The sequence below is a fragment of the Flammeovirga kamogawensis genome, from assembly GCF_018736065.1.
Lineage (GTDB): Bacteria > Bacteroidota > Bacteroidia > Cytophagales > Flammeovirgaceae > Flammeovirga > Flammeovirga kamogawensis.
Map to the genome: position 1 here is coordinate 2,650,997 of NZ_CP076128.1, position 26,167 is coordinate 2,677,163.

Sequence of the window (26,167 nt, forward strand, 5' to 3'; positions counted from 1 at the left end):
AAAAGCCATCATCAGATTAATTTCTAATGATGGCTTTTATATTTGATTAAGTGAGTATTACATCTCACTAACTAGCTTGACAATACTTGCTTTATTACTCTTAGAGTTACGCTCTAATTTTAATACATGATCGTATATAGATGGATCATTCTCGTTAGGTGACCCAAAAATCAACCTAATATTTTTAGAATTTGTATAGTGAATTAAATCACGTAAGTAACGATCTGACAATTTACCAACCTCGTCTATTACGCAATGAACAAAGTAATCGTGCTGATCTCTATAAGCATTTTCTTGGAACACTGTAAGAAGCGTAATATAAATCATAGATTTTACAAGAACATCCGTCCCCTCAGAACCAACATTAGATAACTTTTCTACCCACCCTGTATCATTATTATTCTCAATTACTCGAAAGCGCAACATAAAGGTGTCTTCCAGAGTAATTTGTTTCTGATTGTTGTCTTTAATTACTCTTCGTAAATCTTTTAATAGCTGTACAGACTGTCGTGAATCCTTTGAACTCGCATTAATATTCACTTTAAAAATATCTCCTTGATCTGTAAAAGCTACATCTTGATTTAAACGATAAATCTTTTTTAGAGTAGTTAATAACGGTGTATTGTTCTCATTATACTCTAATTCAATAGACTTGACAACACCAACAAAGTTACTTCTTGCAAAACCATTATTAATATCTTTTACAATCTTCTTAATTAAATCAGAAGTATCCGAAAGATCTTTTACCTGACGAGCTACTGAACTAATAATTTCTCTATGTTGCTTCTCTAGCTGGTCTTTCATATGTGCTAAGCGTTCTCCATCCAATAGACTTGGAAGAATATTTTTAGCCAAATAAATAAACTCTTGTAAAGAAGATTGTGCATATAAAGTAGGTATTTTTAAATGATTTTCTTTTCTGAAAACACCAGTAAATATTTGTCCTTTAGATTTAAAAGCACCTGATAACCTATTACGCTCTTTTAAAGATTTACGTAATTCAGTTAATAAAAATGACAAATCACCATCATTAATTTCAGCTTCATTTACATTACCTGCACCCTCGTCTAAATATTTTTGCAACTTAACATAAGCTTGTTCATCCTCTTCTTTAGCTGCTTTAAATTGCTTTAATAAGTGATTGCTATGATCTTTAGTTCGGCGATAAGTATCTCGTTTATCATCAAGGTAATTTAACTGTTCTTCGTATTCTTCTACAGCTTTATTATAATCTCCTTTAAGATTCTCTAATTCTTTTTCTTGATACTTCTTCTTATTTCGTGTTTCATCAGCAGCGTCTAGATAATAAATTTTATCCTTTTCATAATCTCTCTTTATGATTTGTGCTTGTTCAACATCTTTTATTTTTGATAATAAAGCTTGAATCTCTATTTCTACTTCTTGTAACTTCTCTGTATCAATCCCTTTTTCTTCCAGAAGACCTTTTCGTTCTTCTTCCAACTCTTTGATACGTATAGCATGATCACCTTCATAAGCTGCCCACTCCTGTTCTAACTTTGCAACTTTCGTCTCAATTTCAGAAGATGATACATTGAGCTTGTTTGTGTATAATTCAGATGTTTCATTCTCTTGTGACCAACGGTCATCTTTAAGATCAGATAACTTCCCTTCTACACTATCACAAGCCTCTTGAGCAAGGCGGAACTTCCTCCTTAACTCTACTAACGCAGCTTCTTTTAGGACATTAGCTTTTTCTATAATTGATGCTTCTTGCTCTCTTGCTTCTTTTAGAGCAGTTTCTAGATGAACTACCTTAGAAGTTAGATCCGATAGTTTTTGTTCCAACTGTCCTAACTTCTTACTGTAATTACCTATAAGTGCTTCAACTTTTTTATCAATTATAGTATCTAATTCAGATAAATTGATTTGAGCAGAAACCAAAGCAGCTTCTTTTTGCTCTAAAATAGTCGCAATATTATCTGTTGAAGTCACTTTTGATGTTAATGCTCCAACTTCTAAATTAATACCATAAAATGAATCTCCAGTTACTATAGAAGGATTTAAATCCTTACGAGATAATAACTCTTCATCACATACTTTACCAATTGACTCTGACCAATCTGATTTATTTTGATCTAAAAACGATCTAAATGTACCTTCATAATCTTCTTGACGAAGTTTCCATTCATCTACTTCATCAGAAATCAACTTTAATTGCCTTTCTAATTCAGCTTGTTGATTTCTAGCTTCGTTTCGAATAATTTGTTCCTCTAAACGACGTCTTTCTTTGGTGTTTTTTATTGTGTTTTCGGTTTCTAAAATCGCTTGTTTATGCTCTTTTATATCCGTAGAAAGCTTAACCCTCATGGTATTGCTTTCTGATAGTAGACTTTTAGAAAAATCTTTTTCTTTTTCTATTTCTAAAGCTACTTCTGCACGTGTTTTTAATTCTTTTGCTTGATCTAGTTGTACTCTAAACTCTCCTTCTCTAGCAAAATACTTATTTCGTAATTCTTCTAACGCAGTTTGTTTCTCTCCGCTGAGTTTTTCTTTTTGGGAATGAAACTGTTCTCTTAAAAGTTGCTTACCCTCGTTAAATTCACTTTTTCTGGCTGTAAACTTTTGTTCTAAAGATTTCTTTTGATCATCAATAAGACGTTCTACTTGAGCCGTTTGTGCCACAAGCATTTGCTTTACTTCTTGCTGATATATTAATTGATCTTTAATTCTAGGCTCTTCAGCACATAATTCAATTAACTTTTCTATAGTAAACGACTTTCCTGAAATAGAGATTGATGCATATTCTTTTTCTCTACGTTCAATTTCTTTAAGAGTAGCCTTTACTTCACCTAGTTCTTGATTAACAGCAGCAGTCTTTGTTTGGTAAACTTCTTCAGCAGACTCATATTTCTTTTTCATCTCATTTTCTTCCACCTGCATCTGAGCCAATAGTTTTTCACTATCTGCTAAATGTTTTTCAGCTAAGGCTACTCCTCCACCAATTTGTTTGGCAAGGCGTTGTTGATAAGAAAGTTGTTGTGTGATTTCTGCTTCAAGTCCTACAATTTCTTCAGCATTTGATTTATTTTTTTCAAAATCTTCAAAATCTGTAAGTTGATCATCAAATTCATGTATAAAGTTCGCTATTGTTTCCAGAGAAATTGGTTGCATTTCATGGTCAGCAGAAGCTGCCTCTCCAATTGCTCTTTTAATATAATCTGACTTTAAACCAGAACTTCTAAAGATATTTGTAATTGCTTTAGGTATTCCATCAACCTGATGACTTTTAACTCCTAAAGATGGTTTTAATAGGCTATACTGTGTATTATTCTTGCTTACGCCATAAATTACTTTTCTAAGATCAGCAAATCGACGAATTTCATCTGAAAAAGTAACTTCTCCTTTTGAAAGTAAATCAAGTACTTCTTCATGATTACAAGCTTTTCTGTCCTTTATAAAGAAGTTTTTATTGTAAGCTGCATCAATAAAACGAAACTTTAATCTTCCGCCAGATTTATATACTGTTAAACAATGCTTTCCTCTTGGTGTCTGAATTTCATAAATTAAACGAGCATTCAAATCTTGGAAATAATATTCCGAGAAAGACATTTGTTGTTCTTTTATACCCAATTCACGTTTTTCTGAAGTAGCATGATAAAAGAATAAAACTGCTCTAAGTACAGTTGTTTTTCCAAATCCGTTTGAGCCAACAAAGTGAACATTACCGCTTAAATCTACTTCAGCGTAATCAAATCCAGCACTCTTTATTAGAACAAGTTTATTTAAGAATCTCTTTGGAGTTTGTGGTACATTCATTCGTTGTTCGGATCAATATCAATTAAATCAACAATATCTTTTAAATAATTGTAAGACGATAAAACTATGAAACCTTCATTTTCTTCGTCTTCACAATCCATAAAACCATGACGTCTCATTTCGTCTACTAAATCACGGACTTTATCGTGTGTAGAAATATTTTTATCTGATGCTAGTCTTGATAACTGCTCATTTAAATCTGTTTCTACATTACATTTATGTACAATATCTTTTATAAAGAAGCGCATCCCCTCTCCAAATCCCGGAGCAAATGTGGCAAAGAAAGCCAAGCGATCTATGTAACGGTAAAAACGTTCAATTTTTTCTTCAATTGTTTGTTTTCCGCCTTCTCTAGAAAAGTAATAATAGTTATTTCCTTTTTTTAAATGGAAGCCTAATGGTGCATACATACTTTCAAATCCAGTAAAGAATTCATCTACTTCATCATAGAGTTTTCTAATTTCTGGTTTGATAGCATTAGCACTTAAAAACTGTCCACGGCTAAGCAGTTCGAATACTCTTCTTGTACTTGTATGGTCAATATTCATGTTGAATGTTATTTCTTTTCTTTTCTTTTTGGTGTGATGTATGCAAGCTTTTTCCCTTTAAATTCAAGGTGTTTTGCTTCATCAAATGGATTTTTAGCTAAACCAAAATCCATCTCATCTTCAAAAATTAGTGCTACCTGACAGTACACTTTTATTAATTGTTCTTCACTCATCTCTTGTCCAAAATCATATGATTTCACAAAAGAAAAAAGATCGTTGGGTTGCAAGAAAAAGGCTCTTTTAAGCTTACTAAAGTCTATATGCAACATTGTTTGTTGCTGTGGATCTAATAATGCATCATCAATATCTAATTCAGCTTGTAATTGCATTCTCATCTTATGTTGACGACGAATAGCCACTCTTTCGATTATATCTAACCCTCCATCTCCTCTTAGATAATCTAGATCTAAGTGTGTTTGAAAACGAAGTTGGGTATCAAAGAATAAAGCATCCTCGTGAGTGAATACTTCTTCTACGTTGGTACGTATTTCTAATTCGTATAAATCACGGAATTTTTTAAGCTGAATTATTTTTTTATGCTGACGGTCTAGTTCAGCAATTTGATTGATAAAACGAACAATTTCTTGTCGTAATGCAATTAAATTATGCCTTGCCATTGTTAAATGATTTGCTCGTAAATCATTTACAATTGCACGTAATCCTTCATCTTGAACTACTCTAAAAAATGGGTTATCTAGTAATTCTTCTGCATTCTGAATAAGCTCTAATAACTTTTCGGCTTGTTCATTATGGTCTTCTATCTTAATCCTCTTCAATTCAATAGAAGAAGCCGTTTTATATTCTTGTTTTACTAAAGCACTAAGAGTGGATGCATTTTTACGTATAACTCTACCAATACTATTTAAATAGCGTTTAACTCGATGTAAATAACGTTCTCTTTCTCTTGCATCTTCGTCTATTTCGTATAAATAAATCGTTTTTTTAAGAATACGAATGCTTTCATCTACCTCAAAATTTCTGATATCCTCATTAATTTCAAGAAAGTCTTCCACAAAATTTAGTAGTCTCTCGTCAAGTCTTGCAGGTTCTCCCTCTTGCACAGAAATAATTCCTCTAGCATTAGCCTGAAGTATTTCTTTTTCTTTTCCATCAGAAACATCAATCAACTCATCAAAGGATGCACTCTTTCTCTTAAAGAGATGTTGAATCACTTTTCTGTGCCTATAAAGTTCCTTTATTAATTCTTCTGCTGTTTGTATATCTGCCACTGGCTAATAAAATCTAGTCTTATTTAGATAAATTCATTGCAATTCTCAATAAATAAAGATGAATCTACTATTGCAAGAAGGAAGGTAATTTTTATGCAGAGGTATCCAATATTTTATTGTTTTTCTTTTTAAATGAAAAAGTAAATCACTATTAAACAATCAATTATTTTCACTTTTTAAAAATGAATAAGTATTCACTGTTTAACACTAATAATGATAAGTATCACCTTTCGGTAGAGATAAAAATCAATTTCATTAGTGTATTATTTACGCATATTTGACATATATAAACAATCACCAATAAAAATGATGTCATGAAATCTCACAAATTATATGCGTTTTTCGTGTTACTAATTGTAATAACTCTATTAGGGTTATCTAATTTAACAAGTAACTCTACTACTACTGACCAGAAAGACAATACCGAAACGGTACAAAATAATATTGAAAGAAATGAAATGAATTGAATTGATTATATACGACTATATATTTTGAATGAGCTCAGGTAGATAATTCTAGGAATAATATGGAATTCTGTCATCAGCACTGCTAACAAACTCATACCTGAGCAGCAGGAAATGCCAAGAAAATCTTCTTGGCATTTTTTTGTGATTAAAGCCAATCATCAAATACATCTTTGAAAGATTATCCTTAAATAAATGCTATTTGTATTATAACATTGGGTAAAAGAGTAAATTGAATGAGAAGGAAATCATTTCTTATGTTAGTAAACGTTAAAAATCGTTTAGCAATAAATGAATATCATCAATAATTATTTTCATCGTGTAAATTGCATATTAGAACATAGTTAATGCTAAAGTTTTTTAGGTGTATCTAACCTTTATTCTTTTTAGCTTTTACGTGGTAAATATTAAATTTTCGATTTTACATGGAAAATACAGGAGATCATAAAGAACTACATGATAAAATTCATGAGGTAATTTCAGAAGTAGGTAAGGTAGTCGTTGGACAAGACTACATGGTAAATAGATTATTAATTGGGCTTTTTACAAATGGTCACGTTCTTTTAGAAGGTGTTCCGGGTTTGGCAAAAACGCTAACAGTAAATACATTATCGAATGTGTTGGCTTTAGATTTCCAACGTATTCAATTTACTCCAGATTTACTTCCATCGGATTTAGTAGGTACAATGATCTACAATCAGCGTGAAGGTAAATTTGAAGTTAAAAAAGGACCTGTTTTCTCTAACTTAGTGTTAGCAGATGAGGTAAACCGTTCTCCAGCAAAAGTACAAGCTGCTTTACTAGAGGCCATGCAAGAAAAACAAGTAACTATTGGCGAAACTACTTTTAAGTTAGATAGGCCATTCTTAGTACTTGCAACTCAAAACCCAGTAGAACAAGAAGGTACTTACCCTCTACCTGAAGCACAGGTTGACCGTTTTATGTTAAAGGTTTACATTCAATATCCTAAAAAGGAAGACGAATTAGAAGTAATGCGTCGTATGTCCAATCAAGGGTTTGATGACAAGGTGCGTTCTATTCTTTCTAAAGAAGATATTTTTGCTATTCGCGATGCAATTGATGCAGTTAAAGTAAGTGACTCTTTAGAAAAATATATCATTGATTTAGTTTTTGCTACTCGTTTTCCTAAAGAATATGGTTTAGACGAAGAGGCTCAATATATACAATTTGGTGTTTCTCCTCGTGCGAGTATCAATTTACATAGGGCGGCAAAAGCAATTGCATTCTTTGAAGGTAGAGATTATGTTCTTCCTGAAGATATCAAGGAAATTGCTTTCGATGTTTTAAATCACCGTATTATATTAAATTATGAAGCGGAAGCCGATGAAATTACTACTCGTGAAATTATTGAAGCAATATTGAATAAGGTGAAGATTAGTAAGTAATCATCATACAAGAATTTATAAAGGAGAGCCATCAGAAATGATGGCTCTTTTGTTTTACTAATAGTTCTAATTTATTATTAAGTATTCAAAGCATTAACTACAAATCAATCAAACAGATGCTTATCTTTGTTATTAAGAAATAAATTATGGAAGAGACATCATTATATATTGTACCAACTCCGATTGGTAACCTAGAAGATATTACAGCGCGCGCTTTAAGAGTACTTAATGAAGTAGACACTATTTTAGCTGAAGACACTCGTAATACTGGAAAATTATTAAAACATTTTGAGATTAAAAGTAACCTTCAAAGTCATCATGCATTTAATGAGCATAAAACGGTTGAAGGGTTATTAAATAGATTACAAAAAGGAGAAAAAATTGCTTTAGTATCTGATGCAGGTACTCCTGTTATCTCTGATCCTGGATATATATTGGTTCGTGCCTGTGGAGAGGCCGGTATTAAAGTAGAAACTTTACCTGGTGCTACAGCTTTTGTTCCTGCCTTAGTCAATTCTGGTTTACCTTCTGATCGGTTTATTTTCGAAGGTTTTCTTCCTCATAAAAAAGGAAGACAAACAAAAATTCAAGAATTAGCAGAAGAGCAACGTACAATTGTCTTTTATGAATCTCCACACCGTTTAGTTAAATTTCTTGATCAACTAGCAGAAGCTTGGGAAAGTGACAGAAAGGCAAGTGTATCTAGAGAGATTTCTAAATTTCATGAAGAAACGCAGCGTGGTACCTTAGAAGAATTAGCCGCTTACTACACAGAACACCCTCCAAAAGGAGAAATTGTAGTAGTAGTAGAGGGTAAAAAAATAGAAAAAAAGCCTAAAGGCAACAAATATAAATACAAAGATCAGGATCAATAATGAGAAAATTTTTATATGATTTTATTGTAGCCAATAGTGAAAAAAAATGGTACCCTTGGGTATTAGCACTACTAAGTGGTGTACTATTAGGTGTATCTTGGCATGGCCTATTCCCATTGGTTTTTATTGGTCTTGTTCCTCTTTTAGAAATTGAAAGAGTAATTGCAAAGAGTGATCAGCGCTTTAAAGGTTGGAAAGTTTATGGTTTTGCTTTTTTGGCTTTATTTACTTTTAATTTTATTGCGTATTGGTGGTTGTGGTATGCCTCATCTTGGACTACTCTAAGTGCTTGGGGAGCAAATGCTGCTTTAATGGCACTTCCATTTTTAGCCTTTCACCATACAAGAAGGATATCAAATGGTAAATATTTCCACCTAGATTTTGTATGCTGGTGGATTGCTTTTGAATACCTACACCTGTATTGGGATTTTTCTTGGCCTTGGTTAAACCTAGGGAACGTATTGAGTTTTACTCCTTCTTTAGCCCAATGGTATGAATATACAGGTACATTTGGTGGTACTCTTTGGATTCTTTTACTAAACGTTTATTTCTTTAGTTTTATGGTAAGTGGAAGAAAAATTGTTTCTATTTTCTTCTTATCTACTATTCCTGTATGTGTATCTCTTTTTATGTACTACAATCACGAAGATGTAGGTACTCCAATAGAAGTAATGGTTGTTCAGCCAAACATTAACTGCTACACAGAGAAATTTAGATATAACGCTAGAACAGGAGAGCAAAATACGCAAACATATATCAATCCAGATGAACAAGTTAGAAGAATGATGGCATTATCTGAAAAAGCTATAACACCTTCTACAAAATTTATATTCTGGCCAGAAACTTCTATAAGTAAAAGTATAGATGAAAAATACCCAGATAGAAGTACAGATATTATATCAATTAGGAAATTTATGCAAAAGTACCCTAATACTACACTGATATCTGGAGCTGATACATATAAAATTTATGGAGATTCTGCTCAATCAGAAACAGCCAGAAGTTCTAAAAACATAGGATATTATGACATGTTTAACACCGCATTAAGAGTGCATGGTAATGATCCTGTTACTTTTTATAATAAATCTCAGTTAGTAATTGGTGTAGAAGCTATTCCATTTCCAATGATTTTAAAACCAATAATTTTAAACTTTGGAGGGAGTTCTGGAGGTCTTGGAAGACAAGAAGAAAGAGCTGTTTTTTATAATGATACTGTAGCTGTTGCTCCAATAATTTGCTATGAATCTGTTTATGGAGAATATGTTACTGACTATGTAAAAAAAGGAGCCGATTTCTTAACTGTTATTACAAATGACGGTTGGTGGGATACTACTCCTGGTCATAAACAACACTTAGCTTTTTCATCACTAAGAGCTATTGAAACAAGAAAAAGTGTTGCTCGTTCTGCTAATACGGGTATTTCTTGTTTTATTAATCAAAGAGGTGATATTCTTCAACCAATTGCATATGGAGAAATGGGTGCTGAAGTAGGGAAAGTATTTATCAATAAAGAAAACACTTTTTATACTTTGTATGGTGACTATATTGCTCGTGTAGCTGCAGTTCTTGCAGTAACTATGTTGGCTGTTGGAATCACGCGAAAAAAAGCACTTCAAATCTAGATGGAAACAACTTTTAGAGACTATATAGAAACACCTCTAGGTTTAATGCTTGTAGAAGCAACGCCTAGAGGTGTTTCAAAAATTCGTTTTTTAGATGAGGACGAAGAGATTTTAAATGATCTTCCTAACCCTCATACTATGGATGCCATTGAATGGTTGGATAACTACTTTCAAGGAAATAGTAAATTGGGATTCTCTTTTGCTATTGATATTAAAGGAACAACCTTTCAGAAAACCGTTTGGAAAGAACTCTGTAAAGTAAGATACGGAACGGTAGCTTCTTACTTAGATATTTCTGAGCGAATTGGAAACCCGAAGGCTATAAGAGCTGTTGGTGCTGCAAATGGACAAAACCCAATAGCACTTGCAATACCCTGCCATAGAGTTATTGGTAGTGATGGTTCTCTAACTGGTTATGCAGGAGGAATAGGTAGAAAGAAATGGCTACTTCAGCATGAAGGTTATATCAAATATGGGCAAGAACAATTAAGTATGTTTTAGCCAAAGATATTCTTAAAGAATCCTTTTTTATCTTCCTTACTTTCTTTGTTACCTTCTTCTTGATGTCCTACAAATGCTTTTTCCATATCAAAATTATTGACAAATGGCACTAGTGTTTCATCAAACATACAAATTAGTTCCATATTAACTCTAGATTTAAAAGCTCCTAATTCAGCTTTTAATGCATAAGATACATTCATACTCTCTTCTCTTTCCTTTATGTATCCATTAAAATCTGCTTTTGTCATTTCCTTTATACCAGGAACATGACCGTAAATTGACGCATTAAATAAGTTTGCAAACTTAGTTACAAAAGCTGCAATTAATATATTATCTAATTCAAGTAGCATTGCTTCTCTCATTTGTTTTTTTCCCCACTCCGTTCTAGGTAAAATCTTCTCTATAATCCCTTGCTCATCTTCATTATGAATAATCAGCATTGTTTCCGCTTTCATATCACCGATAATATTTGTTGTTAATACAAATACATTACCATCGTAATCTTTTCTTAGCAATTGATTATTTAGGTCTTTTACCTCTAAAACATTTCTAACAATAATTTCATCTTTCAATACTGTTGAAAGAGAATTTGCCACATTGCCTAATGCAATGTTAGTGATATCATTAATTAAGTATGCGTTTTCTACTGTAAATTGGGATTGAATCATGACAATCTATACTCTAGTTCTTTTCTTCATTTTTAATTAAACGGCAACAAATGCAGGTTTGAATAGAAATTCTGAAATATCATTTGCATCTAATACTAAACAAACATTTCCATTTCCTAAGATAGTTGCTCCACTAATAAAACGTGCATTTTCTACTGGTTTACCTAATGGTTTTTCAATAATTTCTTTTTGTTGAAGTAACCTATCTACAACAAAACCAATCATTCTGTTATCTACAGAAACAACAACAATATTTATTTTAGTTTCATCGTCTTCAATCTGATCAAAAGAGCGATGTAATAACTGGGCATCTTGTAACTCGTCATAGTTTGTACAATCAAATAGGTCTCTTAAAAACATTACAGTAATTGTATCATCCAAGTGAGTTGTTACTAACCCTCCTCCTACTTTATGAATTGCTGACCTTTTTACTGAAATTACGGCTTCTGTAAATGATAACGGTATTGCATATTCTGTATCATTTACTACAAATAACAAAGCAGACTTAACAGCCATAGACGATGGCAAACTCAAACTAAAAGTAGTGCCTTTTCCTAGTTCTGTGTAAGTATTTATCTTACCTCCAACAGCATCTACAGCCTTTTTCACCACATCCATTCCTACCCCTCTACCACTAACAGCGGTAACATTTTCGACACTAGAAAATCCTGGTTCGAAAATAAATTTAACTACATCATCATCGGATAAAGCAGATAGAGTATCTGGAGAGGCTAGGCCTTTTTCTAAAACTTTCTTTCTTATTTTAGTTGCATCTACCCCGTTACCATCATCTATAATTTCTATAATAACATATTCCTTATCAGAAGATGCACGAAGTAATATTTTCCCTGCCTCTGGCTTTCCTTTTTTTCTTCTTTCTTCAGGGCTTTCAATTCCATGACTGACTGCATTTCTAACTAAGTGAATCATAGAATCACTTATAATTTGTAATACATTTCTGTCTATTTCAATTTCAGTCCCTTCAAGTTCAAGATTTACTTTTTTACCTTCAATTGTAGCTACATCACGAATAATTCTATGGAATTTATGAAATAATGCTCCAACTTGCACCAAACGTACTCCCATTACTGAGTATTGTAAATCTGATGTTATTCTGTATAATCTAGTATACTCATTTGTCGCTCCAAAGCTTGCTCCTTGAGCAATTATTCGATCTTTTTCGATGGCTAACTCACCTACTAAATTTAAAAGATCATCTAATTTACTAACAGGAACTTGAACAAAATCTGAGAAGGTAATTTTTGATTTTTTCTCTTCTTCATCAGCAAATTCTTCTGCTAAATTTACCCCAAGAGGAACAGGTTGTTCTGAAGCTAAAATTTCTTTCTGGCTCTCTGTCAGTTCTTCCTTAACTTCTTTTTCTAATTCCTTATCTTTTTCCTCAGATGATTCACCTCCTTGAGTTGCTTTAAATTCAATTTCTCCTTTTAGGTTTCTAAGAATCACTTTTAATTTAGCTCTTAGTCCTTTATAGGGTACTTTTTTATTTTCTTTTACACCTTCAATCATCTCTCCAAGCTTATCAATTGCTTTAAAGAGATCATCAAAGACCATAGCAGTAAGAAGAATCTTTCCTTTACGAATTTCACTGAAGATATCTTCTAAGAGATGTCCTATAGAAGCAACATCATCAAATCCCATTGCGGCTGCATTTCCTTTCAGAGTATGGATAATTCTAAAGATGGCCTCAGTTGCTTCTCTATCCCCATGATTTTTTTCTAGTTGAGTAAATAAGCGATTGAGTTCTTCGAAACTATCCTGTGCTTCGGCTAAAAATATCTGTCTTAGTTCTTCTTCTTTCATTCGTGTAAGTTCAGGGTAGTAGCAAAACTACATAATTACATAATTTGATTTATTGCTTCTGTAAGTTGCTCAGGTGTAAAAGGTTTTACTAAGTAACTATCTAAGCCAAGGTTCATACCTTCATCTACTACAGATTGTTGGCCAACGGCACTAATCATGATAATCTTAGAAGTAAGTTCTTCTTCTTTTAATGTTTTAAGGATATCTAAACCAAGCATATCGGGTAAGATATTATCTAAAGTAATCAGGTCTGGTTCAGATTCTAATGCTAAATCTATGGCTTCAACCCCATTAGAGGCTTGTCCTATAACTTCATAACCAACACCTTCCAATGCATCTTTTATAATAGATCGCATATACAAGGAGTCGTCTACGATTAATACTTTTTTTGACATGGGTAATAAATTTTCAGTTAATTATATTTTGGCTCCAATAACAGTTTTAAGGTCATCTTTTGTTATAATCTTAAAAATATCTATCAATATGATTAAGCGGTCATCTAGTTTTATAATCCCATTAATATAGTCTTGATCTCCGTGCATTTCTGTTACAACAGCTGGAGTATAATCAATATCTGTATCTGCAACAGATAATGTATTCGGAACATCTTTTACTAAAATAGCCATATTGTACTCATGGCTTTCTACTACTAAAGTATAACCACTTGTTTCGCTCATCGTATTTCTTAAAGCAAATTTATCTTCAAGATCAATAATTGCTAAAATGTTACCTCTGATATTGGCAACACCTTTAACATAAGAAGGAGTTAACGGTATTTGGGTAATTCTAGGAGTGATCACGACTTCTTTAATTTGATCAATCCTTAAACCATACTCTTCTTCTCCCAATCGAAAGACTATAATGTTACTTTTTTTCTCTTGATCAGCATCGCTACGAGTCATTTCAATTGCAGCTGAAACTTTTTGTTCATTAGAAGATGCACTACTTGGTTCTTCCACATTCATAATGATTGTGTATTTATAGTTTTGGGTATTTTATTTAGAGGCGTAGCAATACTACGCCTCTATTTTATTATTTTAACTTAAACTTATTGACACCGTTTTTCAACTGTTCTGCCACTTCGTTTAATTGCTCTGATGTTTCTCCCATTTCTTTTACAGAAGTAGACATTTCATCTGCAACTCCGGCCACATTTTTAGTTCCTGCGGCAGTGTCTTCAGATACAATCACAATTTTTTCGATGTTTTGAACTACCGAATCAATTGAACCTTTCTGTGTATCTGTTGCTTCAAGTACATCTTTAGAGAGCTTCAAGGTTTCTTCAGATGAATCAAGAATTGTCTTAAATACTTCTGAGGCATCTTTTGTTGCATCGTTACCAACTTTTACCGACTCTTCCATTTTGTCGATAGCTTTAGTTGCTAACCCAACATCTTTCTGAACATCTTGAATTACTTTTTCAATACCTCCTGCAGATTGTCTTGAATCTTCAGCTAGTTTACGAATCTCTTCTGCTACAACTGCAAATCCTCTACCTGCTTCTCCTGCTCTAGCGGCCTCAATTGCTGCGTTCAGTGCAAGTAAATTAGTTTGAGATGCAATATCTGTAATTACTGTAAGTGCTCTAGAAATCTCTTCAGATCGTTTGGCTAAAATCTCAATTGAATCTGAAGTAGATCCTGCTGAGTTTTCTATGGCATTCATGTTCTCTACAAGGTGTTTGATAATCATCATACCATTTTGACAAGATTCCATACCAGATTCTGCAGATCGGTTAATGACGTGTGCCTTATTACCTGTATCTTCTGCAGCTGATAGAATGTCTTCTACTAATTTAGATGATTCATCTGTTCTTGCTACTTGTTCCAACATACCAGAAGAAATTTCTTGAATGGCTGATACCACAGTACCTGTTGAAGTATCCATGATAGAGAACTTATCTTTCATCTGCTCTGAAGACCCTGCCACTGTATTCGACATTCCCTCAATTTCTAGAAGTAATGCTTGCAAACTATCAATGGCTTCGTTTAGACCATTGGCCATCTGACCAATATCTCCAGTAGCTTTTCCAGTAAACCTTTTTGATAAATCTCCTTGTGCTAATCCTTTAGTTAAGTCTTGGAACTCTAATAGAGGTTCAGAGATTGAGATCAACAAGTCGTTAAAGGCATTTGCTAAATCTTTCCATGCTCCTTGTGCACCTTGAATCTCTAAACGTTCACTTAATTTACCTTGCTCTCCGGCTATTTGTACAACTCGATTTATTTCATCAATAAATGTTTTCAAGTTATCTCTTAATGATCTATTGTTGTTGATCATTTTACCGATATCAGAGTCTAAGTTCACATTTCCGATATCAATTTTTGCATCAAAATTACCTTTTGCTAATTCTTCTAAGAAATCAGAAAGTGCATTATATGCCGTTTTAAATTCTGTAACATCTGTTGCATATTTTACAATTTTAAAGATGTTCCCTTCTGCGTCTTCAATAGGGTTATAAGTTGCTTGTAACCATATTTCATTACCTGCTTTACCTATACGTTTATATTCACCACCATCAAACTCGCCATTTCTAAGTTTTTCCCAGAACTGCTTATATTCAAAGCTATTGGCTAATTCAGACTCTACAAACATACTATGGTGTTTACCTCTAATTTCGTCTAGCCTATAGCCTACAAGTGATAAGAAATTATCATTCGCTTCTAAAATATTACCTTGCAGATCAAATTCTACTGATCCTTGTGCTTTTAGAATCGCATTTATTTTACCTCTATTTTCAGCATTGGCTATTCTACGTTGTGTTACATCTTCAGCAATTTTTACAACTTTATAGAATTTACCATCATGGTCTCTAACAGGGTTATAAGTTGCTTGTAACCAAACTTCTTTTCCTGATTTTGTAAAACGCTTATAAACATTTCTATCAAACTCTCCTTGTTTTAAGCGGTCCCAGAATGATTTATACTCTTGTGATTCTGCATATGCCTTATCTACTAAGTTCATATGCTTCATGCCAATCAATTCTGTTTTTGAAAACTCTGTAGCTTCTGCAAAAATGTCATTACAATCAATAATTCTGGCGTCAAGATCAAACTCTACACGCATATAAGATGAATCAATGGCTGCAATTTTACCACGGTTATCTGCGTTTTGGATTCTTCTTTCCGTAATATCTTGTAAGTATGAAACTACTTTTACATAGTTTCCATCATAATCTTGAATTGGGTTATATGATCCTTCAAGCCAAACCTCTCTTCCATCTTTTGTTATTCTTTTAAAAGAATCTACTACATATTGACCTTTTTGAATTTTAGACCAAAGTTCTTTATTTCTAATTACACTATCTTGATCAACACCTACTAATACATCGTGAGGATTATTTATTATTTCTCCTTCATTATAACCAAGAATTTCTAAAAGAGTATCGTTCATAGATGTTACTTGAGCATCCATTGTTAACTCCATCACACCTGATGATTTAGAGATTGCTGCATCAACACCATCTTTTTCTGTTTGCTGATCCATTTGCTCCGTAATATCAAAGCGAATACCAATGAATTTAACAGGATTACCTTCGGCATCTAAGATTGGTGCAAGTGTTGCATCTACCCAATAATACCCTCCATTTTTCTTAAGGTTACGGTATTTCACTTTAAATACTTTACCTGATTGGATGGTCTCCCAAAGCTCCTTAAATACCTCTTTAGGTGTAGACGGATGTCGTACTATATTGTGTGGCTGACCAAGTAATTCTTTTTTAGTATATCCAGATAATTCTGCAAATGTATCGTTTACAAAAGTAATGTTACCATGTAAATCTGTTTCTGACATCAATGCGGCAGAGTTAAAGGCATTCACTCTAGATTCTAATTCATTCTTTAGTGCATCAGATCTTCGTTGCGTTTCTACTTGATCTGTAATATCAGTAGCATATTTTACAATTTTGAATGCTTTATTATTTAAATCAAAGATTGGGTTATAAGTTGCTTGTAGCCAAATTACCTTTCCTTCTTTAGTTACCCTTCTATATACACCTTCATCATGAACACCTTGATTTAATTTCTCCCAGAAACGCTCGTACTCTATTGATTTTGCATAACTATCTTCAACTAAAGTTCTATGGTGTGTTCCTATTAACTCGTTTTTAGAATAACCTGTTGTTTCAACAAAAAGGTCATTACACTCTATAATATTTCCATTTAAATCAAATTCAACAACAGCTTGTACATCTCCAATCGCTTTTATTTTTGCTCTGTTTTCCGAGTTATTTAAACGACGTTGAGTAATATCTTGTAGGTAAACTACTATCTTAACATAGTTTCCATCATAATCTTGAATTGGGTTATAAGAACCTTCTAACCAAACATCTTTTCCCGTTTTTGTTTTTCTTTTATAAGAATCTACATTAAACTGCCCTTTTGCTAATTTAGACCACAGTTCTTTGTTTTTATCAACCACATCTTGATCATCTGGTAATAAATTATCATGATGTAAACCTAATAATTCCCCTTCATTGTAACCTAAAACTTCTAAGATTGTATCATTTGCAGATAATAATTCTCCTGACATTGAGAGTTCAAGAACACCAGTCGATTTAGAAAGTGCTTCATCAACACCATCTTTTTCTGTCTGTTGATCCATTTGTTCCGTAATATCAAAACGAATACCTATGAATTTAACAGGATTACCTTCGGCATCTAAGATTGGTGCAAGAGTAGCATCAACCCAATAATAACCACCGTTTTTCTTTAGGTTACGATATTTCACTTTAAATACCTTACCTGCTTGGATGGTTTCCCATAGTTCTTTAAATACCTCTTTAGGAGTTGATGGGTGACGAACAATACTATGTGGTTGTCCAATTAACTCCTCTTTTGTATATCCAGATAGTTCAGCAAAAGTATCGTTTACAAATGTAATTGTACCATGTAAATCAGTTTCTGACATTAGTGCTGCAGAATTAAAAGCATTAACTCTAGATTCTAATTCATTCTTTAATGCTTCCGATCTACGTTGTGTTTCTATCTGTTCAGTTATATCAGTAGCATATTTAACTACTTTATATACAGTTCCATTTAAATCATAAATTGGATTATATGTAGCTTGTAGCCAAACTAATTTTCCATCTTTTGCTATACGTCGATAAACACCTTCATCATGAACCCCTTGATTTAGTTTCTCCCAGAAACGTTTATATTCAATAGAGGTACCATACCCTTTCTCCACTAATTTGCTATGATGGTTTCCTGCTAATTCCTCTTGGGTATACCCCATTAAATCAGCAAAAACCTTATTACATTTTAGCACATTACCATTTAAATCAAGTTCTACAACAGCTTGTACATCTGATATGGCATTTAATTTTGCTCTATTTTCTGAGTTATTTAATCTACGTTCAGTTACATCTTCAGCAATTTTTACAACTTTATAAATATTGCCTTCATGGTCTCTTACTGGATTGTAAGTTGCTTGCAACCAAACTTCTTTTCCTCCATTTACAACTCTTTTATAGACGTTTTTATCAAACTCTCCATTTTTAAGGTTATTCCAAAAGTTTTTATATTCTTGTGATCTACCATATTCCTCTCCAACAAGATTAATATGATCCATACCAATCAATTGCTCTCTTGAAAAACCTACAGCTTCAACAAACAAATCGTTACAATCAATAATGTGTCGATCTAAATCAAATTCAACACGCATATAAGAAACATCTATTGCTGCAACCTTACCTCTATTATCAGCATTTAATAAACGTCTCTCTGTAACATCTTCAGCTATCTTTACAATTTTATAAATATTCCCATCATGATCTCTCACTGGGTTATAAGTTGCTTGTAACCAAATTACATTACCATTTTTACCTACTCTTTTATAAACATTTTTATCAGATGCTCCATTTTTTAAGTTATCCCAAAAACCCTCATACTCTTGAGAATTTGCATAAACAGGATCTACAAGTTTTTTATGACTAATACCAATAAGTTCGTCTCTAGAAAAGCCTACAACATTGGCAAAAATATCATTGCAATCTAAAATGTTCTTATCAAGGTCAAATTCAACACGCATGTATGATGCATCAATTGCGGCCACTTTACCTCTATTATCAGCATTGGCTAAACGTCTTTCGGTTACATCTTGAAGGTAAACTATTGTTTTTGTAATATTTCCATCGTAATCTTTTACTACACTATAAGTACCTTCTAACCATTTTATATTACCTCTAGCATCTACTCTTTTAAAGGTATCTTTTACGAATTGTCCTCTAGATAAACTTTCTTTTCTATTCTGATCTATTTTTAGGTGATCAGCTTCGTTTGGCAATAGTATTGAGTGACTTTTACCAACTAAATCGTTTTCTGTGTATCCTAAAATTGATAGTATTAACGGATTGACTTCTATAACTTTTTCATCAGCATCCAAAACTAAAATACCGTTTGATTCAGAATTAACTTCTTGAATTGCGGCCATTTCTTTCTCCTGATCAATTTGGTGCGTTACATCAAAACGTACACCAATATATTTTATTGGCTTGCCATCTTTATCTAATACAGGTGCAATTGTAGCTTGTACCCAATAGTGACTTCCATCTCTTGCTTGGTTTCTATAAGTTCCTTGGAACATTTGTCCATTTTGAACCTTATCCCATAATTCTTTAAATAATGATTTTGGATTTGCAGGATGACGAACAATACTATGGGGTTTACCTATTAATTCTTCTGGTGTATATCCTGATAGTTTTGCAAAAGTTTCGTTTGCAAAGGTAATGGTCCCATATAAATCTGTTTCTGATACTAAAGCTGCTGTATTAAATATATTTACTCTAGAATCTAACTCACTTTGAATGTTTGAAAATTCTTGTTCTTTTTGGGTAGTCTCTGTAACATCTAAACCAAGCATTAAGTACTTGTATAGTTTGTTATTTTCATCATGAACAGGAGATATTGTCACATCTAACCAAGCTGTTTTTCCACTTTTAGTAATATTTTGGGTAGTACCTGCAAATGTTTCTCCTTTTTCAATAATAGAGAAAACACTTTCTGCAAAGTTTTTGGGGGTATTTGGAGATAATAACTTTGTTAAAGGTTGATTTAATAGTTCATCTGGTGAATACCCTAGAGTATCTGCAAACATAGTATTACAAGATAAAATTGTTCCATCTAGTTGCGTTTCTACAACCAATACAGTTTTATCCAATGCTTTTGATTTTTCTCGTAGTCGCTGTACTTCGATTTTAAGATCTTTACAATCTTCGTTTGCAATTTTTTTAAATCTTTCGTTACCAGCAGAAGAGTCGTCTTTACTCAAAAGGCGGTCTTTCTTAATATTGTCTCCTAGTGCCATTTTTAAATGATAGTTTCGGGTATAATTGGGTAATAAATAATGAGTTGCAGATACATGACTCAGCAGATAAAACTGAGTATATTATAAGTAATAGCTAACTTTCTTAAATAAATTACGACTTTTTTAAAACAATATTGCTAGTGAGTTTGTTTGTATGAGAATGTTTATAAAAGTTCTTAAAAAATCATATTATTTGGGTATTATAGATAATAATTCTCTTGCTACACGCATGTAAGACATCGCTCCAACTGATAAAGGAGAGTACTCAAACACAGATTGTCCAAATGAAGGAGCCTCTACTAACCTAACATCAATACCTATATTATTTTCAAGAACTCTGATGCCAAAATTCTCTTTTATATGGTTATATATTTCATGTGTAACTGTTCTTCTTTTATCAAACATAACTGGTAAAATACCAAGTATTGTTAACTTATCGTTCAAGCTTTCTTTTATCTGAAAAACAGTTTCCAAGATCTGAGATAAACCTTGCATACTAAGTACTTCCATTTGTAACGGAATAAGAATATGGTCGGCTGCTGTTAAGGCGTTTATACTTAAAACAGATAAAGCTGGAGCACAATCAATTAATATATAATCGTATTTATCTCTTACTTTATCTATTGCATTTTTCAATATAAATTCTCTTCCCTCAGCATTAACCATTGATAATTCTGCATCTGCTAATGATACATCAGAAGGTGCAATATCAATTTTTTCTCTTTCTATGGTTATGTTTTTAATTTTCACACCTTCTGTCAAAACATTTGCCATTGATTTTGTATAATCATTCTGAACCCCAAAATGAAATGTCATATTTCCTTGAGCATCCATATCTATTAAAAGAACCTTATTTCCTAGCTTACCTAAAGCTACTCCTAAATTAGTAGTAGTGGTGGTTTTACCGGTTCCTCCTTTCTGATTTACAACTGCAATAACCTTCGCTTGACGGTCTTTCATATCTTTTTCTGGTGTAAAAAGTAGTTAATATATAATCAAATATATAATGAATCTCTGAATGATCTAAACAAAATTTTCATTCCTTATCTATAGAACTAAAAAAAGGTCGCTTTCTTGTATTTCAAAGAAAGCGACCTTAAGATATATTTTATCTAAAATTTAGATTAGACAGTTACCTGTCATTTCTTCTGGTTGATCTACACCTACAATTTTTAATACTGTTGGAGCAATATCACCTAGTTTACCGTCTTTAATTTCACCGTCAAAATCAGGGTCAACAAAAATACAAGGTACAAGGTTAGTTGTATGTGCAGTGTTCGGAGAACCATCAGGGTTTTTCATAACATCAGAATTACCATGGTCGGCAATAACAATTGATGAATAACCATTTTCTAAACCAGCTTCAACTACAGCTTTTGCACAAGAATCTACAGCTTCGCATGCTGCTACTGCTGCTTCAAAAATACCTGTATGACCTACCATATCAGCATTTGCAAAATTTAGACAAACAAAATCTGCGTCACCTTTCTGAAGTTCAGGAATAATTTTATCCTTAATGTCATAAGCGCTCATATCTGGTTGTAGATCATAAGTAGCTACTTTTGGAGATGGAGCTAATAATCTTGTTTCTCCATCAAATTCAGTTTCACGACCACCTGAGAAGAAGAATGTTACGTGAGGGTACTTTTCAGTTTCAGCAATTCTAATTTGCTTTTTACCTGCACTTTCTAAAACTTCTCCTAGTGTTTGTTTTAAATTATCTTTATGGAATAATACACCTACATTTTTGTATGTTTCATCATACATTGTCATTGTAAGGTATTTAATATCTAATTTCTTTAGACCTTCTTCTGGATAATCTTTTTGACTTAATGCCAATGAGATTTCTCTACCTCTATCCGTACGGAAGTTGAAACAAAGAACTACATCGCCTTCTTCAATTTTTGCAACAGGCTTACCATCCACAGTATTTACTAATGGTTCGATAAATTCATCTGTTACATCATTATCATAAGATTCTTGGATAGCATCAGTTATAGAAGTTACTTCTTTACCTTCTGCGTTAACCATTACTTTGTATGCTTTTGCTACTCTTTCCCAACGGTTATCTCTATCCATTGCATTGTAACGTCCAACAACTGAAGCAATTTGACCAGTAGTTTTTTCCATATGTTGTTCTACATCTTGGATAAAACCTTTACCAGACATAGGGTCACAGTCACGTCCATCAGTAAATGCATGAACAAATACCTGATCTTTACCAAGTTCTGCTGCATTAGCTGCAGATAATAATCCTTTTAAATGACCAATATGAGAGTGAACACCTCCATTAGAAACTAAACCAATAAAATGAACTTTTTTATTGTTCTCTTTAGCATAAGAGAATGCATCCTGTAACTCTTGGATGTCGGCAATTGAACCGTCTTGAACAGCTTGGTTAATTCTTACCAACATTTGGTAAACAACTCTACCTGCACCCAAGTTCATGTGTCCAACTTCTGAGTTACCCATTTGACCTTCAGGAAGACCAACTGCTAATCCAGATGCCTCTAATTTACTATGCTTATATTTTGTGTATAATGAATCTACAAAAGGAGTATTAGCTTGATCGATTGCTGAAACTTTAGGATCAGGACCAATTCCCCATCCATCTAAGATCATTAAGATTGTTTTCTTGTTCATAACTTTTGATAATTTTTACCTACTTGGTTTGGTATAAATTTTAATGAGGACAAATATACAGTTAGATATCAGTTCTATAAATGACATTCATCACACTATAGATAAGATCATTTTTATTGCAGATCCATCTGAAAATTATATTTTTAATTCTTATCCTCCATTCTTTATATTAAACGAAATACATTATCAAAAGATTCTTTATAAAGTACAATATTTTTATCGTAAATATTTATTAACTTATAGAAACAAAGGCATTGCCCCAACATTGAACTTAATCCCATCGTCATGAATCAAAAACTTAATTTATTACTTTGTATTATCTCACTACTAGCATTCATATCATGTGAAAACACAGATATTTCTAACACAGCAGCTATTGTAGAAGGAACTTATCGAATTAATCAAATTTCAGCTAAAACAAGTCAAGGCCAAACTACAATTAGTGCAACTCAGCTAGGAGATGAAATTATTATTACAGAAAAAGATAGTAGAATAGTAGATGTACAAGTTATTGTAAACGACATTACTGTTTCTTTTGGAAGTTCTTCTCAAAACTTCTTAAATACTACTTATAAAGAGGTATTAGTAGAAGGAAATGCTGAAAATAAAATGTTTAACCTTTCAAAAACAATTAATAGTAATTCGAATGCAAACTTATCGGGTTCTATAACTGAGAGTGGTAGAATAAGTTTATCATATAATATCTCTGGAACAGAAATATTCTACCTAGAAGGATCAAAATTATAACTTAAGCACAATTATTGTATATTTATTACTATCAACTTATTAAGAGTAGTTTCAATTTACCTATGTTGAGACTACTCATTTTTTTATCAATTAATTTTTCAACTATGAAAATTAAATTTCTTCTATTCGTTTGTGCTGCATTTATGTTCACCTCTTGTTCTGACGCTATTGATGATGCATTAAATGATGCTATCGATTCAATTGTTAGTTATGGTGATGCTACAGCAAATGTAGATGGTGCTTCTAAAGATTTTAGTAACTATGCTGGTTTCCGTACATCAGACAATATTACTTCTATTTATTTTACTGATATTTCTTTCTCTGTAACAAACCCAGATGTTAAAGGTGATGCTATCCTCGCTTTTATTCACTCAGATTTAGTATCTACTTCTCAAGATATTGACATTAGTCTTTCAAATGCTGCTTCGTTAGCATTAAATCCTAAGATGGCTTTAATTGGAGCCTTATACTTAGAGAATGTAAATGCTTCTGATATTGCTGATTTAATTACAGAATATAACAAAAATCAAGATTTGATAGCTGTTGCCGCATTAGCTGAACAAAAAGATGTAAATCTTCATAGAACTACTCTAGCTGATATTGTAGGAAATGTTGATGCGAATGGTTATATCAGATTTAATTTCTCTAATGTTTCTGATGATAAATTATCAGGCACATTTAGTTTCAAAGCATATGGAGAAGATAATAATAAAGAAATTACAGAAGGTAGTTTTACAGATACTCCTAAAGATTTAACTGACTTATAATTTAAAAGTTAGTTTTAAATTAAAAGGTTGTTTACTGCAGGGTAAACAACCTTTTTTTTGTGCATTTTTTTTAGTAAATTAAGAGAACCCATACACTCATAACTCCCTAACATTATGTCACATACTATCCTTTTTCTACTTACTTATACTTTATTCTCACTTCCTAATTTATCTTCAAACTCAGAAGATCAACAAACCAAATTATTACTTGAGGTTATTAATCATCAATCACAAAATTTAAATGGATTAGAAGTTGAAATTTATCAAGACGAAGGGCTTATTGCTCGCTTAAACACAAAAAAAATTACTGCTATTTCTCTACCTCTCAAAAAATATAAATTTGTGCTTTATTACTGTGATGATGTCTATAAAATTGAAGCAAAATTATTCAATAAAAGACACCATATGGTTTTTGTTGTAGATGAGAAAGAATGTAAAGAAATGGTATTAATCAGTAAATAATGAAAATCATTCATATTTAATATGTCAAAAGTGTTGACCAAAGCATTCAAAATCTTAATTTCGCATTCTATATTTTTTAAAGAACGAAATTAAAAGTAGTAATAGGATGGGAACACAAACGGGAACAAATCTAACATTATCGAATCGTTTTGATAATATCACAGAATCTGCCACTTTAGTAATGGCTGTAAAAGCTAGAGAATTACAAGCGAAAGGTACTAAAGTGATAAAGTTAAACCTTGGTGAGCCTGATTTTGCAACACCTCAGTATATTCAAGATGCAGCAAAACAAGCTATAGATGATGGTAAATATTTCTCATACCCTCCTGTTCCTGGTTACCCAGAATTAAGGACTGCTATTGCAGAAAAATTACAGACTGAAAACGGATTGGACTACAAAATGGAAAATATTGTAGTTTCTGCTGGGGCAAAACATTCTATTGCAAATGTAATGTTGAGTCTTTTAAATGAGGGAGATGAAGTTATTGTATTTTCTCCTTATTGGGTATCTTATACAGATCAAATTATACTTGCTGGTGGTAAGCCTGTAATTTTAAGTGGTGATATTGATAATGATTTCAAGGTTTCTGCTGAACAATTAAGAGCTGCAATTACTCCTAAAACAAAAGCTATTCTTTATTCTTCACCTTGTAACCCTACTGGTACTGTATTTACAAAAGATGAACTGAGGGAAATTGCCGATGAAGTTGCAAAGCACGATGATATTTATATTATTTCTGATGAAATTTATGAATACATCAACTTTGGAGGTAAACATGTGAGTATTGCTGAATTTGATCATGTAAAAGACCGTACAATTGTAGTTAACGGTTTTTCTAAAGGATTTGCAATGACTGGTTGGAGAATTGGCTACATTGCTGCTCCATTAGCAGTAGCAAAAGCTTGCATAATTATTCAAGGACAAGTTACTTCTGGTATTAATACTATCACTCAAAGAGCCGCTTTAGCCGCATTAAAAGGCGACCGTTCAGTAATTGATGAAATGCGCACTGCCTATTTAAGAAGAAGAGGTTTACTTAAAGGGCTTCTTGATGAAATAGAAGGTGTAAAAACAAATCTACCACAAGGTGCTTTTTACATTTTCCCAGATTTTAGTGCATATTTTGGCAAATCGTTTAACGGAACTATAATTAAAGACTCAAGTGATTTGGCAATGTACTTCTTAAATGAAGCACATGTATCTACTGTAGCTGGAGCTGCATTTGGAGCACCAAACTGTATTAGAATTTCATACGCAGCTTCTGACGAAGAACTTGTAGAAGCATGCAAAAAAATAAAGTTAGCTCTTGCTAATCTAGTTTAGTATAT

At 32.6% G+C, this 26,167-nt stretch carries 19 protein-coding genes; 9 read left to right on the plus strand and 10 right to left on the minus strand.

The window, feature by feature from the left end; genetic code table 11:
- Positions 1-57: 57 nt before the first annotated feature.
- The 3 genes from KM029_RS10555 to KM029_RS10565 are packed head-to-tail and all read right to left on the minus strand — an operon-like array spanning position 58 to position 5,554.
- The gene (locus KM029_RS10555) at positions 58-3,777 is read right to left on the minus strand and encodes an ATP-binding protein (protein ID WP_144073250.1); all 3,720 of its coding nucleotides are present in this window, start codon (positions 3,775-3,777) and stop codon (positions 58-60) included.
- Entirely contained in the window at positions 3,774-4,325 is a 552-nt protein-coding gene (locus KM029_RS10560; RefSeq protein WP_144073251.1) for a condensin complex protein MksE, read from the minus strand. Before KM029_RS10560 ends, KM029_RS10555 begins: the two co-directional genes overlap by 4 nt.
- 8 nt (positions 4,326-4,333) lie before the next feature.
- On the minus strand, positions 4,334-5,554 hold the full coding sequence (locus KM029_RS10565; protein WP_144073252.1) for a hypothetical protein: 1,221 nt from the start codon (positions 5,552-5,554) through the stop codon (positions 4,334-4,336).
- An 889-nt stretch (positions 5,555-6,443) separates the two neighbouring features.
- On the opposite strand from KM029_RS10565, the gene KM029_RS10570 reads away from it, so the two are divergent.
- The 4 genes from KM029_RS10570 to KM029_RS10585 all read left to right on the plus strand — a co-directional run bounded on the left by KM029_RS10570 (position 6,444) and on the right by KM029_RS10585 (position 10,422).
- Entirely contained in the window at positions 6,444-7,424 is a 981-nt protein-coding gene (locus KM029_RS10570) for an AAA family ATPase (protein ID WP_144073253.1), read from the plus strand.
- Between the two features lie 146 nt (positions 7,425-7,570).
- A complete protein-coding gene (gene rsmI / locus KM029_RS10575; RefSeq protein ID WP_144073254.1) occupies positions 7,571-8,299 on the plus strand; it encodes a 16S rRNA (cytidine(1402)-2'-O)-methyltransferase in 729 nt (242 codons plus the stop codon).
- Positions 8,299-9,921, plus strand: coding sequence for an apolipoprotein N-acyltransferase (lnt, locus tag KM029_RS10580; RefSeq protein WP_144073255.1), 1,623 nt, complete (start codon positions 8,299-8,301; stop codon positions 9,919-9,921). The genes rsmI and lnt overlap by 1 nt, the downstream gene beginning before the upstream one ends.
- Positions 9,922-10,422: a methylated-DNA--[protein]-cysteine S-methyltransferase gene (locus KM029_RS10585; protein ID WP_144073256.1), complete on the plus strand. Its 501-nt coding sequence runs from the start codon at positions 9,922-9,924 to the stop codon at positions 10,420-10,422.
- Here the strand turns inward: KM029_RS10585 and KM029_RS10590 are convergent.
- From KM029_RS10590 to gpmI, 7 genes are all read right to left on the minus strand, one after another.
- Positions 10,419-11,090, minus strand: coding sequence for a hypothetical protein (locus tag KM029_RS10590; protein ID WP_144073257.1), 672 nt, complete (start codon positions 11,088-11,090; stop codon positions 10,419-10,421). The genes KM029_RS10585 and KM029_RS10590 overlap by 4 nt on opposite strands.
- A gap of 36 nt (positions 11,091-11,126) precedes the next feature.
- The gene (locus KM029_RS10595) at positions 11,127-12,914 is read right to left on the minus strand and encodes a chemotaxis protein CheA (protein WP_144073258.1); all 1,788 of its coding nucleotides are present in this window, start codon (positions 12,912-12,914) and stop codon (positions 11,127-11,129) included.
- A gap of 35 nt (positions 12,915-12,949) precedes the next feature.
- Positions 12,950-13,309 (minus strand): response regulator, encoded by a 360-nt coding sequence (locus KM029_RS10600; RefSeq protein ID WP_126618284.1) that lies wholly within the window; start codon positions 13,307-13,309, stop codon positions 12,950-12,952.
- A 21-nt stretch (positions 13,310-13,330) separates the two neighbouring features.
- Positions 13,331-13,879 (minus strand): chemotaxis protein CheW, encoded by a 549-nt coding sequence (locus KM029_RS10605; RefSeq protein ID WP_144073259.1) that lies wholly within the window; start codon positions 13,877-13,879, stop codon positions 13,331-13,333.
- Between the two features lie 67 nt (positions 13,880-13,946).
- Entirely contained in the window at positions 13,947-20,219 is a 6,273-nt protein-coding gene (locus KM029_RS10610) for a methyl-accepting chemotaxis protein (RefSeq protein WP_144073260.1), read from the minus strand.
- A 189-nt stretch (positions 20,220-20,408) separates the two neighbouring features.
- Complete coding sequence (locus KM029_RS10615) at positions 20,409-21,179, minus strand: ParA family protein (protein ID WP_144073261.1); 771 nt, start codon at positions 21,177-21,179, stop codon at positions 20,409-20,411.
- Positions 21,180-21,338: 159 nt separating this feature from the next.
- Entirely contained in the window at positions 21,339-22,862 is a 1,524-nt protein-coding gene (gene gpmI, locus KM029_RS10620; protein ID WP_144073262.1) for a 2,3-bisphosphoglycerate-independent phosphoglycerate mutase, read from the minus strand.
- A gap of 43 nt (positions 22,863-22,905) precedes the next feature.
- Between gpmI and KM029_RS10625 the strand changes: the two genes are divergently transcribed.
- From KM029_RS10625 to KM029_RS10645, 5 genes are all read left to right on the plus strand, one after another.
- Positions 22,906-23,151 carry a hypothetical protein gene (locus KM029_RS10625; protein ID WP_144073263.1) on the plus strand — a complete coding sequence of 82 codons (246 nt, stop codon included), beginning with the start codon at positions 22,906-22,908 and terminating at the stop codon, positions 23,149-23,151.
- Positions 23,148-23,609, plus strand: a complete 462-nt coding sequence (locus KM029_RS10630) for a hypothetical protein (protein ID WP_144073264.1) — start codon at positions 23,148-23,150, stop codon at positions 23,607-23,609. The genes KM029_RS10625 and KM029_RS10630 overlap by 4 nt, the downstream gene beginning before the upstream one ends.
- Positions 23,610-23,713: 104 nt before the next feature.
- Entirely contained in the window at positions 23,714-24,376 is a 663-nt protein-coding gene (locus tag KM029_RS10635; protein WP_144073265.1) for a hypothetical protein, read from the plus strand.
- 114 nt (positions 24,377-24,490) lie between these two features.
- Positions 24,491-24,838, plus strand: a complete 348-nt coding sequence (locus KM029_RS10640) for a hypothetical protein (protein WP_144073266.1) — start codon at positions 24,491-24,493, stop codon at positions 24,836-24,838.
- 106 nt (positions 24,839-24,944) lie between these two features.
- Complete coding sequence (locus tag KM029_RS10645) at positions 24,945-26,162, plus strand: pyridoxal phosphate-dependent aminotransferase (protein ID WP_144073267.1); 1,218 nt, start codon at positions 24,945-24,947, stop codon at positions 26,160-26,162.
- The last annotated feature ends 5 nt before the right edge of the window (positions 26,163-26,167 follow it).

What these genes read in the sequence shown, in the direction of transcription:
- KM029_RS10555 (WP_144073250.1), bottom strand. Translation starts at nt 3,777, where the DNA reads ATGAATGTACCACAAACTCCAAAGAGATTCTTAAATAAACTTGTTCTA.
- KM029_RS10560 (WP_144073251.1), bottom strand. Translation starts at nt 4,325, where the DNA reads ATGAATATTGACCATACAAGTACAAGAAGAGTATTCGAACTGCTTAGC.
- KM029_RS10570 (WP_144073253.1), top strand. Translation starts at nt 6,444, where the DNA reads ATGGAAAATACAGGAGATCATAAAGAACTACATGATAAAATTCATGAG.
- rsmI (WP_144073254.1), top strand. Translation starts at nt 7,571, where the DNA reads ATGGAAGAGACATCATTATATATTGTACCAACTCCGATTGGTAACCTA.
- lnt (WP_144073255.1), top strand. Translation starts at nt 8,299, where the DNA reads ATGAGAAAATTTTTATATGATTTTATTGTAGCCAATAGTGAAAAAAAA.
- KM029_RS10585 (WP_144073256.1), top strand. Translation starts at nt 9,922, where the DNA reads ATGGAAACAACTTTTAGAGACTATATAGAAACACCTCTAGGTTTAATG.
- KM029_RS10590 (WP_144073257.1), bottom strand. Translation starts at nt 11,090, where the DNA reads ATGATTCAATCCCAATTTACAGTAGAAAACGCATACTTAATTAATGAT.
- KM029_RS10595 (WP_144073258.1), bottom strand. Translation starts at nt 12,914, where the DNA reads ATGAAAGAAGAAGAACTAAGACAGATATTTTTAGCCGAAGCACAGGAT.
- KM029_RS10600 (WP_126618284.1), bottom strand. Translation starts at nt 13,309, where the DNA reads ATGTCAAAAAAAGTATTAATCGTAGACGACTCCTTGTATATGCGATCT.
- KM029_RS10605 (WP_144073259.1), bottom strand. Translation starts at nt 13,879, where the DNA reads ATGAATGTGGAAGAACCAAGTAGTGCATCTTCTAATGAACAAAAAGTT.
- KM029_RS10610 (WP_144073260.1), bottom strand. Translation starts at nt 20,219, where the DNA reads ATGGCACTAGGAGACAATATTAAGAAAGACCGCCTTTTGAGTAAAGAC.
- KM029_RS10615 (WP_144073261.1), bottom strand. Translation starts at nt 21,179, where the DNA reads ATGAAAGACCGTCAAGCGAAGGTTATTGCAGTTGTAAATCAGAAAGGA.
- gpmI (WP_144073262.1), bottom strand. Translation starts at nt 22,862, where the DNA reads ATGAACAAGAAAACAATCTTAATGATCTTAGATGGATGGGGAATTGGT.
- KM029_RS10625 (WP_144073263.1), top strand. Translation starts at nt 22,906, where the DNA reads ATGAGGACAAATATACAGTTAGATATCAGTTCTATAAATGACATTCAT.
- KM029_RS10630 (WP_144073264.1), top strand. Translation starts at nt 23,148, where the DNA reads ATGAATCAAAAACTTAATTTATTACTTTGTATTATCTCACTACTAGCA.
- KM029_RS10635 (WP_144073265.1), top strand. Translation starts at nt 23,714, where the DNA reads ATGAAAATTAAATTTCTTCTATTCGTTTGTGCTGCATTTATGTTCACC.
- KM029_RS10640 (WP_144073266.1), top strand. Translation starts at nt 24,491, where the DNA reads ATGTCACATACTATCCTTTTTCTACTTACTTATACTTTATTCTCACTT.
- KM029_RS10645 (WP_144073267.1), top strand. Translation starts at nt 24,945, where the DNA reads ATGGGAACACAAACGGGAACAAATCTAACATTATCGAATCGTTTTGAT.